At 62.5% G+C, this 16,296-nt stretch carries 12 protein-coding genes; 6 read left to right on the forward strand and 6 right to left on the reverse strand.

Annotated features, from left to right (window positions below; translation table 11 throughout):
* Positions 1-4 precede the first annotated feature (4 nt).
* The 3 genes from I5E68_RS13520 to I5E68_RS13530 are packed head-to-tail and all read right to left on the reverse strand — an operon-like array spanning position 5 to position 3,482.
* Entirely contained in the window at positions 5-1,219 is a 1,215-nt protein-coding gene (locus I5E68_RS13520; protein WP_197164954.1) for a glycosyltransferase family 4 protein, read from the reverse strand.
* A complete protein-coding gene (locus tag I5E68_RS13525) occupies positions 1,113-2,228 on the reverse strand; it encodes a hypothetical protein (RefSeq protein WP_197164956.1) in 1,116 nt (371 codons plus the stop codon). The genes I5E68_RS13520 and I5E68_RS13525 overlap by 107 nt, the downstream gene beginning before the upstream one ends.
* A gap of 48 nt (positions 2,229-2,276) precedes the next feature.
* Positions 2,277-3,482 (reverse strand): hypothetical protein, encoded by a 1,206-nt coding sequence (locus I5E68_RS13530; protein ID WP_228727193.1) that lies wholly within the window; start codon positions 3,480-3,482, stop codon positions 2,277-2,279.
* A 333-nt stretch (positions 3,483-3,815) separates the two neighbouring features.
* On the opposite strand from I5E68_RS13530, the gene I5E68_RS13535 reads away from it, so the two are divergent.
* On the forward strand, positions 3,816-5,591 hold the full coding sequence (locus tag I5E68_RS13535; protein WP_197164960.1) for a heparinase II/III family protein: 1,776 nt from the start codon (positions 3,816-3,818) through the stop codon (positions 5,589-5,591).
* Positions 5,592-5,630: 39 nt separating this feature from the next.
* Here I5E68_RS13535 and I5E68_RS13540 read toward each other — a convergent pair whose 3' ends face one another.
* The gene (locus tag I5E68_RS13540) at positions 5,631-6,260 is read right to left on the reverse strand and encodes a transglutaminase-like cysteine peptidase (protein WP_197164961.1); all 630 of its coding nucleotides are present in this window, start codon (positions 6,258-6,260) and stop codon (positions 5,631-5,633) included.
* Between the two features lie 535 nt (positions 6,261-6,795).
* Here I5E68_RS13540 and I5E68_RS13545 point away from each other — a divergent pair.
* Genes I5E68_RS13545 through I5E68_RS13555 form a run of 3 tightly spaced genes read left to right on the forward strand, consistent with a single transcriptional unit; the run spans position 6,796 to position 10,702 of the window.
* Positions 6,796-7,974 (forward strand): glycosyltransferase, encoded by a 1,179-nt coding sequence (locus I5E68_RS13545; RefSeq protein ID WP_197164962.1) that lies wholly within the window; start codon positions 6,796-6,798, stop codon positions 7,972-7,974.
* A complete protein-coding gene (locus I5E68_RS13550; RefSeq protein ID WP_197164963.1) occupies positions 7,950-9,308 on the forward strand; it encodes a lipopolysaccharide biosynthesis protein in 1,359 nt (452 codons plus the stop codon). The genes I5E68_RS13545 and I5E68_RS13550 overlap by 25 nt, the downstream gene beginning before the upstream one ends.
* A complete protein-coding gene (locus I5E68_RS13555) occupies positions 9,305-10,702 on the forward strand; it encodes a hypothetical protein (protein WP_197164964.1) in 1,398 nt (465 codons plus the stop codon). Before I5E68_RS13550 ends, I5E68_RS13555 begins: the two co-directional genes overlap by 4 nt.
* Here the strand turns inward: I5E68_RS13555 and I5E68_RS20290 are convergent.
* Positions 10,668-10,802 carry a hypothetical protein gene (locus I5E68_RS20290; protein ID WP_267449908.1) on the reverse strand — a complete coding sequence of 45 codons (135 nt, stop codon included), beginning with the start codon at positions 10,800-10,802 and terminating at the stop codon, positions 10,668-10,670. The two genes, I5E68_RS13555 and I5E68_RS20290, sit on opposite strands and share 35 nt — an antisense overlap.
* Before the next feature lie 97 nt (positions 10,803-10,899).
* Between I5E68_RS20290 and I5E68_RS13560 the strand changes: the two genes are divergently transcribed.
* Positions 10,900-12,108, forward strand: coding sequence for an acyltransferase family protein (locus tag I5E68_RS13560; protein ID WP_197164965.1), 1,209 nt, complete (start codon positions 10,900-10,902; stop codon positions 12,106-12,108).
* 78 nt (positions 12,109-12,186) lie between these two features.
* Entirely contained in the window at positions 12,187-13,485 is a 1,299-nt protein-coding gene (locus tag I5E68_RS13565) for a Gfo/Idh/MocA family protein (protein WP_197164966.1), read from the forward strand.
* Between the two features lie 130 nt (positions 13,486-13,615).
* On the opposite strand, the gene I5E68_RS13570 is transcribed toward I5E68_RS13565, so the two are convergent.
* Positions 13,616-16,249, reverse strand: a complete 2,634-nt coding sequence (locus tag I5E68_RS13570; RefSeq protein ID WP_197164967.1) for a glycosyl hydrolase — start codon at positions 16,247-16,249, stop codon at positions 13,616-13,618.
* Positions 16,250-16,296: the final 47 nt, after the last annotated feature.

The following is a 16,296-nucleotide window of genomic DNA, read 5'->3' on the forward strand; positions in this document are numbered from 1 at the left end:
GAGATCACGATTTTTCGGCCGGAAGACACAGGACATTGCTCCAGTCCCGAGCGAACCTCTGTGCGCCATGATGCTCACGCACATGGTCGAGCCCGATGCGCGCCGCGGCCTCCAGTACAGCGCGCTTGCTCCCCAGGTCGCGAAGCAGCGATACCAGCGCTTCCTCCCCCTCGACCTGCAAGGGGTAACCAGAGATGGGAACCCCCTCGAAACTGGTCGAATTGCCAATCACTGGGGTTCCGTAAGACATGGCCTCGAGGACCTTGGTCTTGATCCCCCCACGCAGAAAGGAAGGTGTGATCAGGACACTACGGCCATCGTAGACCTCATCGAGAGACTCGACATAGCCCTCCAGCCGAACGCGCGGCGGCAGCGAAAGGAGCCTTTCTTGCTGGCCGAAGAGGACGAGGTCCAGCGGCAGTTCGAACCGGCGCCAGACATCAAGCAGGAAATCGATGGTCAGGCGGTTCTGGGTCAGGGCATCACTGCCGATAAAAATGCAGCGGATGGGCCCTGGCTTCAGCCGTGCGCTGGCATGGGGCCGGTGTGACACTGTCGGTGTGATCGCCACTCGGCGCGCGCGTCCGCCTGCGGGCAGTTCCGCCAGATCGCTGGGTGAGAGCAGCACGACGGCGTCCGCAAGTTCGCAAATGCGCGCCTCGGCCCGCGGCAGGGTCAGCGCCTCGAAGCGCGCAACGAGACGTCCGGCAATTCCCCCCGCCAACCGCCTGAGCGGCGCGGGCAGCCGCGCGCCGAGGTATCCCGGCACCAGCGGTTCGCGCAAGGCCAGCAAGGCGCGCATCCGACGCGACATGAGATCATCCAGATCGACCACGATCCACTTGTCCGGGAAGCGTCTGCGCAAGCCTTCAAGAAGACGCAGCAAGCGCACGCCATCGAGGTAGATCACGTCGCAATCCGGGTCGATCCGTGCGATCAGTGCGCGCACTTCGGCCTCACTGCCGTATATCCAGCATTGCAGCGGCAAGAGCCCATAGCGCGGCAGGTCGCGCAGGCCATTGGCCAGCACTGCCATGGCCCAGCCGAGCCCTCGCCTGCCATTGCCGTCGCACATGACATGTTCACTGGTTATTGCCCGCGACCGGACCGCTTCACGCACGGCCCTGGCAACCCGCAATCGCCCGGCCATCGGCCCGCGATCCAGCGAGCGTGTCCAGATCATGGTCACGCGCGGCAAAAGTCTCTGGTTGTTGATCATGCTGGCCCCTTCTCAAAAAGCGACCGAGCGGCCCCAGGAGCTGTGACAAGTAGGCGCCGAGATCGTTGTAGCGGGTCGCGTGACGCACCAGTGTCGCGCGCCGGGCGGCGTTGGGAGGCGCGAAGTCTTCAGCACGGCCAAGCGAAAAGAAGCCTGCTCCTTCCCCCGCATCCGGCTGCATCATGTTCGCCTCGGGGGGGACGAAATCGAGTGCGAATTGCAGCAGCGGACGCCGACATCCTCGCGAAGAGAGAAGCAGCGCGGTGCCCGTGTCCACGCCATCCGGCAACGCCCGCCCCCGCTCCCACAAGTCCACGGCGAATGGCGCAGCGGGCAAGGTCCCAAACCGGCGCAGCGCCTGCGGCGCGATCTCGAGATCATGGTCATAGATGGCCAGCGCCCGAGCGAGACTGCCTATCCGCCAGTCACGGGCTCCGACCCCCAGCGCGCGGCTCAGTGCAGCGCTCCTGCCACCGTCGTGGGCCAGCGCCTGGCGTGGAGAGACCAGGTAGCCGTCGAGCTGGCGAAGAGCATCCAGAAAACCTGCGTCACTCGTGCTCGTGCCCGGCCATGCCGCAACGATGCGCCGGGCCTGTAACGGCGTGAACATCGCGGCGACCTGCGGCACGCAGCGCAGCCACAGCACACTGCTGCCATCCTCGATCGGCACGAACGGAACCCGCCCGGCAAAGGGCATGAAGCGCGGCAGGCTGAGGCAGGTGCCAGCAACGAAGGCCGCTTCTGGCCCTGGCCCGGGGGCCTGTACCGAGGTACCGCCATTGCGCCCTGCATTGCTGCTGCTCATGCAGTCGGTATCGCAGTGCGAGCCCTGGTCTGGAGTATTCGCAAGGACAGCGTGCAGAAATGCGTCGATATCGGCAGAAATCCGCGCATCCGGGGCGAGCAGGAGCACGGGACGCTCGCCCTGCGCGATCCTCTCCAAGGACGCGCGCAGCATACCGGTGCGCAAAGTAGCCGTCGATATCTGCACCTTGTCCATCTGCCTCATGGTCTGCTCCCAATGGAGTTCCCTAATGTCTGGATGCCCGCTTGCGGTTCACGCTCTGGCGAGGCGCAGATCGCTCTTGGCGCCATGCCTGCGCCGCGCGATCGTCAGCTCCGTTTGCAGCGGCTTGAGAGCCTGGAACATCAGGGTATTGAGCGGAGCCCCGGCTTGGCAGGCTCGCGCAAGTGCGAGCCGCCGCAGCAACGACATGCGGCCGAAATCCTCACGCTGCGAGAGATGGAAGAACCCGCCCGCACGTCCCTGGACGATCGCACTTGCGGGAGGTCCTTGGCCGAGCAGCGAAAATCCCAACCCATGTCTGCAGACCCGCGCCGAAAGCAGCCGACGCCGGCGCAAGATTTCGCGCGGCTTGATCCCCATGAGATCGACATCGAAATCCGGCTGGCCAAGCGCAGGATTGTACGCGGTCAGGCAAGCTGCCTCGGGCTCGTAGAACACGTCGTAGCGCGCCAGCGAGTCATCGAGCGAAGGCAGGTCCCAGTCCCGTGCCTGCCAGTCCAGCGGAACCTGGTAGATGCTGACCGGCCGCCGCGTGTTGGTGCCCGGCGTCGCCATGTTCGTACTGAGCGAGGCGCGTGGATAGGCAAAATAGCGCCCGGTTGCGACGAGATAGCGAATGTAGTGGCGTTTCCACGAGTTATCCCGCCAGGATTCGAGTTGTCGGGGAATTCCGTCCGAAACACGGAAGGCTTCGCCACGATGGCAGGCATACCAGCGGCGAAAGGCCGACCATTGCCGCTCGTTCCAGGCCTGCCCCCAGGACGCGGCCACCTGCAGGAAATAGCCGTCTCGACCATCGTCGAGCGGTTCGAAATCGAGGTTGTTGAATTCGTTGATGCGGTAGGAGTAGAGCCCGATGCCGGCGATGCGATCGTCATTCTCGTAGCGTACTAGAGCCGCATCGACATAAGCACAGAAATGCGGGCTGGGCACGATGTCGTCCTCGAACAACACGATCGCACCATACTCGCGGGTCAGGTCGCCGCAGGTCAGGATATGTTCGCGCAGGCCGAGGCGTCGCTCGTGCCGGATGACGCGCTTTTCGCCGTGTGGCCATTCGAATGCTTCGGCCAGTTCGGCGGGGCTGCTCTCGCCCGAATGATCGAGACTGATGACGAGGCGCGTACCACCGGCATAATATGCGGCGCGCAAGTGCGCGAGCAGGCGTGCGAGTGGGCCGACCCGATTATAACCGACTGCAACGATCGTGGCGTTTTCGCGGGCCTTTTTCTTCATCGCCGGAACCGGATCGTGACATCGCAATGCCTGGGTGCAGAACGCCAGCGCGTGGCTGGCCACGCCCGTGTGCTCCAAACGCGCAATGGCTGGCGCTGTGCGCCGCTGATCAGGCCGGCGCCATCGAGGATGCGAAATCTGAAATGACCCATACGCGCTCCCCTTGTGGAGAAGGCATAGTTCCATCAAAACAAACGCACACGTAATACGTAAACATACTAGAGCATTCTTGATTTATATTCGTAATGGACACTTAATAAATTAACAACTGATACTTCATGACCAAGAATGCGGGCATGACACCGCCTTCGCCAGCCCGCATGACCCAGCCCCATGGCTGATGATCCGCCATGCCATCGAGACCCGCGCTCGGCGAAAAACGAGCCTGCCCCGGTCGGCTTCGTGCAGCGCCTGTCAGTGCTCGCGCGCGCAGCAGCGCATGTGCCGTTACCTGCGCTCGTGGCGCACCTGCGGCGGCGCCTGCGCAACCATCTCGTGCCGCGCTTCGCCGTGCAGTACGAACGCCATGTAACCCGGCTCGCAAGCACCCTGCCCGACCCAAGCGCCGTGCATGGCCCCCGGGCTCAGGCCGCCGCCGAAACGGTCAGCGCATTCTTCGCCGCCAAGCATGGCTGCAACATCCCGCAGTGCTTTGAAGGGCGCTTCACGTTCCTCAACCGCACCCATGATTTCGGCAGCATCGACGCGATAGACTGGGCCATCGACATGGATGACGCAGGCTACCAGCTATGGCGCGCGAACCTGTGCTTCATGGGCTACCTGTGCACCGCAGCCGATACGCGTCCGCAAGAGGGCTTGCGCCTTGCCGCACAGATCATCGCCAGCTTCACACGAAGCGCACGCTTCGACAGTGCGCGTGCCTTCGGTGAAAGCTGGAACAGCTACCCGGTCTCGCAACGCATCCTCGCCCTTTCAGCACTGCTCATTCGCCTGCCTGCCTCCTGTCGGGCCATGCCGGAATACGCCGAGGTGGCCCGGTTCCTGCGCTTCAACGTCGCCTTCCTGCTCGGCAACCTCGAGACCGAACTCGGTTACAATCACCTCGAGCGCAACCTTTCCGCACTGGCGCTCTACGCCCTGGCCTGCGGCCAGACACCGCGTACTATCGAACGGCCGCTCAAGCGCCATTTCCGGCATATCGTTCTCGAGACGATCGGACAGGACGGTGTCCAGCTCGAGCGCTCGGCGATGTACCAGGGCTTCACGATCCAGAGCCTCCGTGTCCTCGCCCAGCTCGATTGCTGGTCCGCATCCGAAACGGAGGCAATCTCGCAAAGACTGGCAAGCGCAGAGACGGCCCTCGCTGTCCTGACGCTCGGTGACGGGCAGCATTCCTTGATGAACGATGCATGGATCGGAGAAATTCCGTCCCCATCCGCGATCCTTGACGGAAGCGATCCGCCGGGTTTCGCGCGCCTCGCGCACGGTGGCTACGTCCGGTTGGCAATGAAAGACGCGGTGGTCCTGCTCGATGGTGCCCCGATCGGCCCTGACGCCAACCCCGGGCATGGCCACGCAGACTATCTGGGCATCGAGATGTCGCTCGCGAACCAACGGCTGTTCGTCGACCCGGGAACACCCAGCTACAGCCCCGGCGCCGAACGCGATCGCAGCCGGTCCTGGCAATCCCACAATGGCCCCTGCTTCGAGAACGGGAACCGCCCGGTCGAATTTCTCGGCTCATTCAAGGTCGGTCGCCGCGCGATGGCGCAAATCGATTACGCCGGGGCCACACCGGACAGCCAGTCCGCCAGCGCCAGCCTTGCATTTGCCGAGACACGGGTCAGCCGCAAGCTCGTACTCGTGCCCGGCAGACTGACCATCGAGGATAGCTGGCTGGCCGGTCCGGGCAGGCCACTTACGCGGTTTCTGATACCATCGCAGTGGCTAGCGCACGAAGACGGCGACGCCATCGTCCTGCAAGCCTCGGGAGTGACCGCCCGGATCCGCGTGGACGGGGCAAGCCTGACGCGACATCTCGGGCAGTGGTCCTGCCGTTACAACCAGCGCGAAAATGCACATGTCATAAAGCTACGTCCGATCGGCAAGGCAGCGCGGCTAATCGTGGACTGGTGCGCCCGGAGATGACCGAGACCGTCCGCGTTGACTTAGGCCGTGCATCAGGCCTCACAGCCCGGCAAGCTGGGCCCGCTGTTCGTAGACCAGATTGCTCCACCCCGTGGCCGAGCGCGCTGTCTGACGCAGCAACCAGACATAGTCGACCTCGTCCCAGCGCACGATCCAGGGCGTACGGTTGTCGAGGACCTGATCGCCCTGCGCGGTGCGCGCGACCAGCACCGTGTGAAGGCCCGCACGTGGCACGTAAGCGACCGCGAGATATAGGGAATCGCCGGGAAATCCGGCCTCGACAAGCCGCGCCCGCTTCTCGAGCGCATAGTCTTCGCAGTCGCCCTCGAGCTTACGCCCGTTCTCGCTTCTGGGCCGCTGCCAGTACTCCTGCTTGTCGGCACGGAAGCGGATAGCCTTGTTGACCTCGGCATTGACCCTGATCAGCAAGGCACTGACAGCCGAAGCCGCAAGCTCATCACGCTCGCCCGAGGGCGTTCGACATGCCAGCGCATCGCGCTGGCACATCGCGGTAAAACCGGCAGGCGCTTCGGCGGGCACACCAACCGGCATAAAGGCGCCGGCTTCGTCCATGTCGGCAGCCTGTGCACCGACCGGGAGCATCACCCCGATCATGATTACAACGAGACCTCGCCAGAACCACCCGCCCTGCTGCCATCCATGCGCCACCGACTTGCTCCGAACCGTTGCGCGGGGACTTTCCGCCGCGCTCTACGCAGTTCGAATTAGGGGCACAGCATTTAGCGAGCGGTTCTCCCTCTAGGTGAACGCCTGTGACGGCAGAGACGAATAATTTAACTACACAAATATGTGAAAAACAATTTGTTTATATCAAATTCAACATCCGGAATCGTGTTAACATTTACAGAAAAGACGCTCAAATCCATCCAGAACAGATTTCACAATCACAGGATCTTTAAAAATCATCCAATCTCGAATTAAATTGGATCAAACACAGTTTCGCAACCAAGCAATATACACATAGAGTTGATACAGAAGTTATATACGTCAAAATACTTAAAACTATAAACGAACTCAAACTCGCCTTGGTATAAACCTCGAACATGGCGCGCAACCGTCCTCGCTCTGGCACCAGCCTCGCGCGAGCGAGGACGCCTCCAACCACCCTGCTTCGCGGAGTTCAGGCTTGTCATTCCTCTGGTTGACGCGATTTGCGCCTTTCGCACCGCTACGTGGCGGCGACATGGACTATTCGCGCGAGCTTCTGCTCAGCCTTTCCGCCCAGGCGCCGGTGCACGCACTGGTCTACGAAGCCAAAGGCGTGTTTCCACGCACGCATGACGCGGTGACCTGGGAGGTCTTGCCTTACAGGCGCCCATCGCCTCTGCGCAGCGTGTTCACGAACCTGCCCGACGTGGCTTACCGTTTCCGCTCACAGGCCTACCTCGGACGGGCCATCGAACTTGCCTCCAATCCGGGCGCTATGGTGGATGGGCTATTGGATGGCATCGTGGTCGATTTCATCTCGATGGCCTGGCTCGTGCCCCCCCTTCGTAAAGCGCTGGACGCCCGTGGCTTGGTGACGCCCGTGGTCATGGTCACACACAATCACGAAGGCGCCCTGCGACAGGAAGCTGCAAGAGGTCTCGCGTTTCCCAAGAACATCCTCATGAGTATCGACGCCCGAAAGGCTGCGGCTCTCGAAGCACGCGCCAACGCCGCGGCTGACGGCATCACCACAATCATCTCCGAAGATGCGCGCGCCTTTGCCAGGATGTGTGCGACCCCGTCGCTCGTGCTGCATCCTGGCTATGGCGGGCCCGTGATGAAACGTGACCGCCACGCTGCACAGATCCCTCGCACCGCCACGATCATCGGCAACCGCATGGCCGTCCACAAGATCGCGGTCCTCGAACATGCCCTTGGCGCACTTTCCGACAAGGGAACTGACACCAAAGTTCAGATCGACATCGCGGGAGGAGGCAATTTCACACGTCTTTCGCGCCAGTATCCCAATTACCGTTTTCATGGCTTCGTAGACGATATTTCCGCCCATCTCGCCGAGGCCCGGATCGGCTTGGTCCCTGATGATCTGGGCGGCGGATTCAAGATGCGGGTGCTGACCCTGGCCATGCACCGCGTACCAATTCTCGGCCTCAATTCGGCGATGAGAGGTACCACCTTCACGCCCGGCACGCACTATATCGGCGTCGACAGCCTTGCGGAAATGGCCGCGATCCTGCCGCGCATCATCGACGACTGCGATCAGCTCGATGCGATCCAGCAAGCCGCCTTCGACCACTGTCGCGCCAACTTCTCCTGGCCTGACCGCGGCGAACGCCTGGCGTCCTTCTTCGATGAACTTGCCGGCCGCCCCTGCATGGAAAGAAAACCGGCATGCGCGGCTTCGACGCCTTCGTGACGCGGGTTCTTGTGGCCACTCCAGGCTGCAAGGGCCTTGCCGGGGCGCATAAGCGCCTGGCCTCTTTCGCCGAACAGGGCTTCCAGGGGCTGGCCAACCTCGCCGTGAACGTCATTCTCGCCCGCGCACTCTCGCACGAGGGTTTTGCAACAATCGGCGCCTTGATGGGCATCCACTACTTCGTCCTCGGCCTGCACCGCACCGCGATCGTGCTACCCTTCATCCTCGATGCAGATACGCACGAAGCTGGCTTGCGCGACACTTTGGGCCGCTGGTGGTGGCTCAACCTCGCTTCGCTCGGCGCCATCGCGGCAGCTCTTACGCTCCTGGCCCTCGCTTGCCGCGTCCTTGCGCAAGGGGATCCGCAATGGGTCTGGCTGGTCGAGGCAGTCTCGCTCAGCATCGGCATTTGCCCTGCCTTGCTGTTCTTCGAATTCGGCCGACGCACACTCTACCAGGCCGGACGGGCCGCAAGTGCCGCACTGGCTTCTGCCTGCTACCTCGTGATCATCGTCGTCGCCGCTCTGGTGCTGACCCAAGGCGACGCCCATGCAGGCACCGGGGCGATGGCTTGGGTTGTCGCCGGTCTGGGCAGCGGTGGCGTAGCAAGCGTGATCCTCGCACCCGGCCCGCCCCGCCTTCGCGAAGGCTTCGCTCTGTGGTGGGCAAACCGCAGCTTTGCCTTCTGGCAGGCCCTGACCAACGTTCCCTATGCCATATACAACGCTTCGGTCGCCGTTCCGATAGGCGTGATCAGCGGCCCTGTCGCCGCAGCTGCCTTCAATGCTGCACGGGCACTGACCAATCCCGCCATCAGCATCGTGAGCGCGGTCGATTCTCTCGACAAGCCGCGCGCCGCCAAAGCCCTGCGCGACGACGGCTGCGCAGGGCTCACCCGTTCGATCCGCCGGACACGGCGCCTGCTCGTCCTGATAACAGGGGCCTACCTGGCACTTGTCATCGTGCTGGCCGAACCGCTGCTGCACATCGCCTTTGGCGAAACGTACGCGATGCTGGTCAACGAGATGCGGGTGCTGGCCATCGTCTTTTTCCTGATGTGCCTCAACCAGCCATCGGAAACGCTGCTGATTGTCTTGCGCGAAAGCCGGCTTCTGCTCGCCCTGCGCTCGCTCGCAGCCGCAATCGCGCTGGTTTCGTTGCTGGTAGCGACCCGCTTTGGAGTCATGGGATGCTGCCTCGCCTTGCTTGTGACCCAATCTCTCAATCTGGGCCTACTGCGTTTCGCTGAACGCGTTGCCGTGAACCGTCACAGCGCAGCTCGCTCAGCTCCGAACTGCGGCAGCCTGACCTGCGTGCAGGGAGGCGGAGCGTGACCACCATGGCCCGCCCGACAGGCCGCACTGCCGCCGCCCACGAGAGCCTGTACGAACCAGTAGACGCTCACGAAATCACGCCACCCAACGCACACGACTGGCCTGGTGATGCCTCGGGCGGTTTCGCCTCGGGCAGTTCGGCAAGACTCGCTTCCCAGGATAACCTGTCAGGCGACGCCCCAGCCTTCGCAGCCGCACGGCGTGAGGCGAGGTTACTCGCCGTACTGGGCTGGACCATGATCGCGGGTATCCTCTCGCAGAAATTCTCCCTTCTGCTGACCTCGCAGACGCCGCTGCAACTCGTTCTTTGTATCGAATATCTCGCGTTTGCCTGGCTGGCCTGGCAGGGCAAGGTTCATATCAATGCCCTGTCGCTGATGCTGACCATGGCATTTCTCGTATTTGCAACTCTGGCCAACCTGTTCACCCGCCCGGCGTTCACCTCAATCGTCTATGTCTATGCGGTCTACCTGCCGTTCGCTTTGCGAGTCAGGCTCTCGCCGGGCGGCTACATGCGCTATCTCGACATGTTTCAGGTCATGGCGCTGTTCACGTGCCTGTGGGTGATGCTCGATTGGGGTTTCCAGTTCCTGGGCTGGCCGATGCCCAATGTCGAACATCACCTCATCGAGTTCTTCCGATACTTCAACTTCAACTATATCCAGCCGCTCGAATGGGGCAGCCGCTGGTACAAGCCGAATGCCTTCTTCTACCTCGAAGTGTCCTTCGTCGCGCAGACGATCGCCACCGCACTGATTTTCGAGATATGCCTGTTCAGGCGCATGTCGCATATTTCAGTCTACGCAGTCAGCCTGCTCGCGACCTTCAGCGGCACAGGCATGTCACTGGTTCTGCTGTGTCTGCCCGCGATGGTGGCATACCTGCGCCCGAAGCTGATCGCGGTGACTCTGGCTCTTGCTCCGATCACGGTCGTAACAGCGTTGGGTATCGGTCTGATCGACAACGCCATGCAACGCACTCAGGAATTCGACCGGGAGGGATCGAGCGGAAATCAGCGGTTCATGGGTCAGGTGGAAGCGGTGCGCAGTGCCTTCGAAGCCGATTCTCGTGACGTGATTTTCGGCATCGGCGCCGGACAGATCCTGCAAAACGGCAAGGTCGTGTGGAACCCGATCACCAAGGTCACCGTGGAATACGGGATCTTCGTCTGCGCAATCTACCTCGCGATGATCGCTCAAGCCCTGTTCGGCAAGCGCAAGCCATTCATCGTGGGCTACGCCTTGCTGATGCAATTTCTGCTTCTGAACGGCGGTTTCCTCGTGCCCGTGATCGTATTCACGATCTTCATGCTCAGCGGCGTGATCGAGATCGCAAGTCCCGGTCGAGAGCTCGTACCCGTTAGTCCAGCGCCTTGGTCCGCTCGGCAGAGATGACGAAGGGGCGGTCCTTGTTCGCAACGCCAGTCATCACGATGAGGCAGGTCACCAGGCTGAGTGCGGCGACGATCCTGCTACGGGTCTTCGAATACGACATTTCGACATCCAATCCTGCGCCGCCAAACGGCCTGCAACCGGCGGCTACACCTTCTTCACAAAAATACGTCCTCCCGAGAGAACGAAGGTAGCCAATCATGACCAACGGCAAGCCTAGCACTGCATCCAAGATCCACTACCTGGACTCGGTCCGTGCCGGAGCAATGGTACTCGGCATCCCTTTTCACGCCGCCTGTGTTTATGCGGCCGATCACGAGTGGGTCATCAAGTCGCAGCAGACGAGCATCGTCCTGTTCCACTTCACCGTGTTCATCCATAGCTTTCGCATGCCCGTCTTCTTCTTCATCGCGGGCTTTTTTTCAGCACTGACGCTGGGCAAGGCGAGCACAGTGCAGGCAGGACACAGCCTCGTGCCCGGTCGCCATGCGCACAGGTGGCTTGGCGACAGGTGCGTGCGGCTTGGCGTGCCTTTGATCGCGACCTTCACCTGCCTCAACCTCGCCGAGCTCCATGTCCTGAAAGTCTGGGCAACGGCACATGACAGTGGCAGCGTGATCACGCTCGAGCAACCAAGAGCACAGGGCGACCTGTTCGCCGCCGCCGCGCTGCACTTGTGGTTCCTGATCACGCTGATCATCTACAGCGCCCTGGCCTATGCCGCTTACCGACTGGCGCGTGGGCCGCTGGCTACACTTCACGCTCGCTGCCGGAGGGCGTCTACCGGCGAACTTCTGGCAATCCTCGTGGCGGTGGCGACTATGCTCAACACCTTCTGGCGCTCGATGCTGCTCGTGCCCGCGCTAGCACAAGCCCTGGCGCTGACCGGGTTCACTTCGACGATCCTGTGGACCGCATTTTACGCCCCTTTCTTCCTGCTCGGCGCCTATTGTCACGTCGACCGGCGGCTACTCGAAAGACTTACCCGCCCCGCCCCGCTAGCCATCGCAGCGAGCCTCGTTGTGCTGACCTTGCGGGTGTCACTGCCGGCATTTGCACCGCGCAGCGTAGACGCCTTGCGATTTGCCTTGTGGACACCCTCGGCGTTCGGCGGAATCTATCTCGTGCTCATGCTGGGTCGCGCCTTCTTCGACCGGCCCAGCACGCTGACCCGCGAACTGGTCGATGCGTCCTTCACCATCTACCTGTTTCATCACGTCGTCGTCGTCCTCGCCGCGATCGCTTTGCTTCTGGTCGACTGGCCGATTGCGGCCGAGTTCACCGTGATGACCCTTGTCGCCCTTTTCATGCCCTGGTCGGTGCACCTTCTGTGCCGCAGAAGTGCATTCTACCGCTTCTTTTTCAACGGCATCCGGCCCGAAACTGGCAAGCGCCGCCAGGTAGCCTGAGCCGGTGCGGCTTCGGCATTGCCCGGCCCGGAGCCGCAAAGCCTCCCTTTCTCCCCGCAACCAAGGAGAACACGTGCCATGAAGATCGCCATCGTCGGCTGCGGCTTCGTCTTCGATATCTACATGCGTACCTATCGCGCGCACCCCGAGCTGACGATCACGGGGCTGTTCGATATCGATAGCGCGCGGGCAAGGCGTGTCGCTGCACATTACGCTCTCGAACTCTATCCCAGCTACGAGAGCCTGCTCGCCGATCCCGAGGTCGAGCTCATCCTCAATCTGACGAGCATCGCTGCGCACTACACGGTCATCCGCATGGCGTTGGAGGCGGGCAAGCACGTCTATTCGGAAAAGCCCCTGACCACCGACCTCGCGCAATCGCGCGCGTTGTTCGAACTTGCCCGGGACAAGGGCCTCATCCTATCGGGAGCGCCGTGCAACCTGTTCAGCGACGCGGTGCGGACCATCTGGAAAGCGGTGCTGGACGGTGCGATCGGCAAGCCGCGTCTGGTCTATGCCGAGCTGGACGACAATCCGGTACACCTCATGGGTCTCGAAGGCGTGCGCAGTCCGACCGGGGCGCCCTGGCCGCTCGTCGAGGAGCTCGAACAAGGCTGCACCTTCGAGCACCTGGGATATCACCTCGCGTGGATCTGCGCCCTGTTCGGACCGGCACGATCGGTCACCGCCTTCTCGAAATTGCTGGTCGAGAGACGCACCGCGCTCCCGCTCGACCCGAACGATACGCCGGACTATTCGGTTGCCTGCCTCGAATTCGACAATGGCGTCACCGCCAGAATTACCTGCAGCTTCGTCGCCCCGCGCGACCACCGCATGCGCGTGATCGGCGAGGAAGGCGAAATCACCGCAGATTCCTACCGCCACTACCAGTCACCGGTCTTCCTCGAACGGTTTTCGAAAGCCTCGCTCACCGCGCGCAAGGCCTATTCCTTGCGTACTAGCCGTGTGCTGGGGCGCGCCTTCGGCATCGGAGGCAGGCGGCTTGCGCTGCATCGCGGGTGGAAATCCCATGCGGTAGAAATGGCCGGGTCAGGCAAGCTTTCGGCGAAAACCCGGCTCGTGGCCTGGATCAGGCGGCGTGAAACATATGCGCAAGACAAGTTCATCGGCCTGGCCGAAATGAACCGGGCCCTGCAGGCTGGCTCGCCCCAGCCGCTGCCCGCCGACTTTCTGCTCCACCTCAACGAACTGACCCTGCTGGTCCAGCGCGCAGGCCCGCAAGGTATTGCATTGCAGCCGCAAACCACCTTCGTTCCTCTCGAACCGCCTGCAGATCTTCTTGCCGGCGGGCACGACTATCGTACCCGGTACCGCCCGCATCGGCTCGAGCAATTGGCGGAGCGGCTGATGCGCTAGATTCAGGACCCAGTATTGTCGCCAGAAGCCGCGGGCAGTGCCATCCTCACAATGCGAAACGCCGGGCAGCAAGGCGCTACCCGGCGTCCCTTGAAGCCCGGCCCCATGCGCGGACCGGGCTCCTCCCGCATCAGCCCAGGTGGAACAGGCCATCCTCGTAGGAGAGCTGCGCAGGGGCGATCCCGGCGAGCTCGACCACGTCGCTACCGCAGCCGATGAAAGTGCTGCCCTCGCACGACCAGACCGAAGGCTCGCCCGCAGCTTTTACCAGTGCGCTCATGTCGAGCACGTCGCCAGTGGCGAAGTCCATGATCGCATCGCGCCCGTCACCCTTGGCAAAGACGAACCGGTCCGCACCGGCTCCGCCATAGAGCACGTCGTTACCGCCAGCGCCCACGATCAGATTGTCGCCGTCATTGCCCCGGATCAGGTTGTCGAGGCGATTGCCCGTGGCCGAAAGGTTCGCATCACCTAGGAGTACGAGATCTTCGAAGTTATCGCCCAGTGCCCAGGCGATGCTGGCCTCCACGGTATCGTGACCGCCGCGGCCGAAACCGAACCATTCGATCGCCACGTCACCGGCACTGTCGACGATATAAGTATCATCACCGTTGCCGCCTTCCATGCGATCTTCACCATAACCGCCGTCAAGGAAATCCGCACCCTCACCTGCGACCAGGCGATCATTTCCGGCATCGCCCTCGTAGCCTTCCAGCAGGTCATCGCCGCCCCGTCCGTCGAGAACGTTGGCACCGCCATTGCCGCTCAGGATATTGCCCTGGGCGTTACCCGTGGCGTTGATCGCTCCCGTGCCGAGGAGAACCATGTTCTCGAGATTGGCGCCGAGGGTGTAGGAGACATGGGCCTGCACGGTATCCGTCCCGCCCATTCCGTTACCGACCCAATCGACGATCAGGTCCTCGAAGCAGTCGACCACATAGGTATCATCCCCGTTACCGCCCTCAAGCCGATCCTTACCATAACCGCCGTCGAGGAAATCCGCGCCCTCGCCGCCGACCAGCAGATCGTCACCGGCATCGCCGAACAGGCGGTCGTGGCCCGTGCCGCCATAGAGTTCATCGCGCCCGTTGCCGCCACGCAGGGTGTCGTCGCCGCCATTGCCGTAAAGCCTGTCGTCGCCATCGAGCCCGGCGATCAGATTGGCCGCCTCGTTGCCGTGCAGCGAGTCCGCGCCCTTGCTGCCGGTCGCGTCGATGGCAGCGGTGCCAGTCAGGATCAGCTTCTCCACGTTCTGCGGCAGGGCATAGCTGACCGAAGCATAGACCAGATCGTTGCCACCCTTGCCGCCCGAGTACCACTCGACCACGCTGTCCGCCGCATCGTCGACATAATAGGTATCGTCGCCATTGCCGCCTTCCATGCGGTCGGCGCCAGCGCCACCGCGCAGCAGGTCGCGACCGTTGCCGCCCAGAAGCCGGTCGTTGCCCTCGCCGCCGAGCAGGGTGTCGTCGCCGTCACCCCCATCGACGATATCCGCCCCGGTGCCGCCATCGAGCATATCGTTGCCAGCACCGCCCATCAGGTGATCATCGCCAGCGGCGCCGCGCAAGGTGTCGTTGCCGCCATCGCCGTCGAGGAAGTTGTTTCCAGCGTTGCCGTTCAGGACGTTCGCGGAAGCGTTGCCGCGGGCACTGATCCCCTCTTCGCCCAGCAAGGCGAGATTCTCGACCTTGTCGGCAAGCTTGTACGAAACGCTGGAGTAGACGGTGTCGGTACCACCCTTCCCGGCATTGTACCACTCGACGATCACGTCGCCGGCATTATCGACATAATAGACGTCATCGCCATCGCCGCCGGTCATGCGGTCCGCGCCGCGGCCACCGTCGATCACGTCAGCCTCGGCAGTCCCGGTGATGATATCGTCGCCATCGCTGCCGTAGCGGTCGGCGAGCCGAGCAGCACTCTCGCCAGCCTCGACATAACCGAAAGCCTCCAGAAAGGCGGCCGCGGCCTGCGGGTACTGGCCCTCGCTCAGCTGCCCCGGAAAGGCGGCGTTGGAATCCCAGTAATTGGCGTAGACCATGTCGTGATTCTCGGCCCATTGCGCGACAAGCCGGACGAATTCGGGCGAGTCCGAGTTGAGCCCCCATTCCGCAATGGCAGTCGGCTTGCCGTGCTCAGCGGCAAAGTCCTGATGCCACTGCAGTCCGTAGTCCTGACGCACGAAGTGCTCGAAGGCCTTAGTGCCATCGGGATTGTGCCAGGCGGTATTGTAGTAGAAGTCGATGCCGATCACGTCGACATAGTCGTCGCCCGGATAAGCGGTTTCCGCAGGCATGTCGGTCTTGCCGATATTGGGGCACCACTCGAAGACGAAGCGATCGGAGACCGAGCGGCAGATATCGACGAACTTGCGGAACGCGGCGATATATTCGTCCGCCTGGCCCACTGCGCTCGACGAATTCCAGCCAAGGCCATTGAACTCCCAGCCGAGCCGGACGTAGATATGGTCCTGGTCCTCGTTCACCGCGACCAGCTGCTCGGCCATGGCGAGATACTTGTCGTCGTAGGCACCGACGGCGGCCTGTGCGAGGTTCGCGCCATAGGGAATGAGCGGGATCGACCACATCGTGTCGATGTCCACGCCGGTGAACTGGCGGTCGATCCAGCCGACAGAGCCGAGCCAGTCGCTCCAGCCGTTGTAGCCGCCATGAAGCTGGATGGCGTTGGGCTGGTTGCCGGTCCACTCAGTGATGGTGTCGAGATCGGCGGTGTTGTTGGCTACGTAGAAGGTGGTGCGCATGATCGGGTCCTCTTGCGGGGGAGTGCATTTCGTTGAGGCCAAAATCG

The sequence above is a fragment of the Novosphingobium aureum genome, from assembly GCF_015865035.1.
Taxonomy (GTDB): Bacteria; Pseudomonadota; Alphaproteobacteria; order Sphingomonadales; family Sphingomonadaceae; genus Novosphingobium; species Novosphingobium aureum.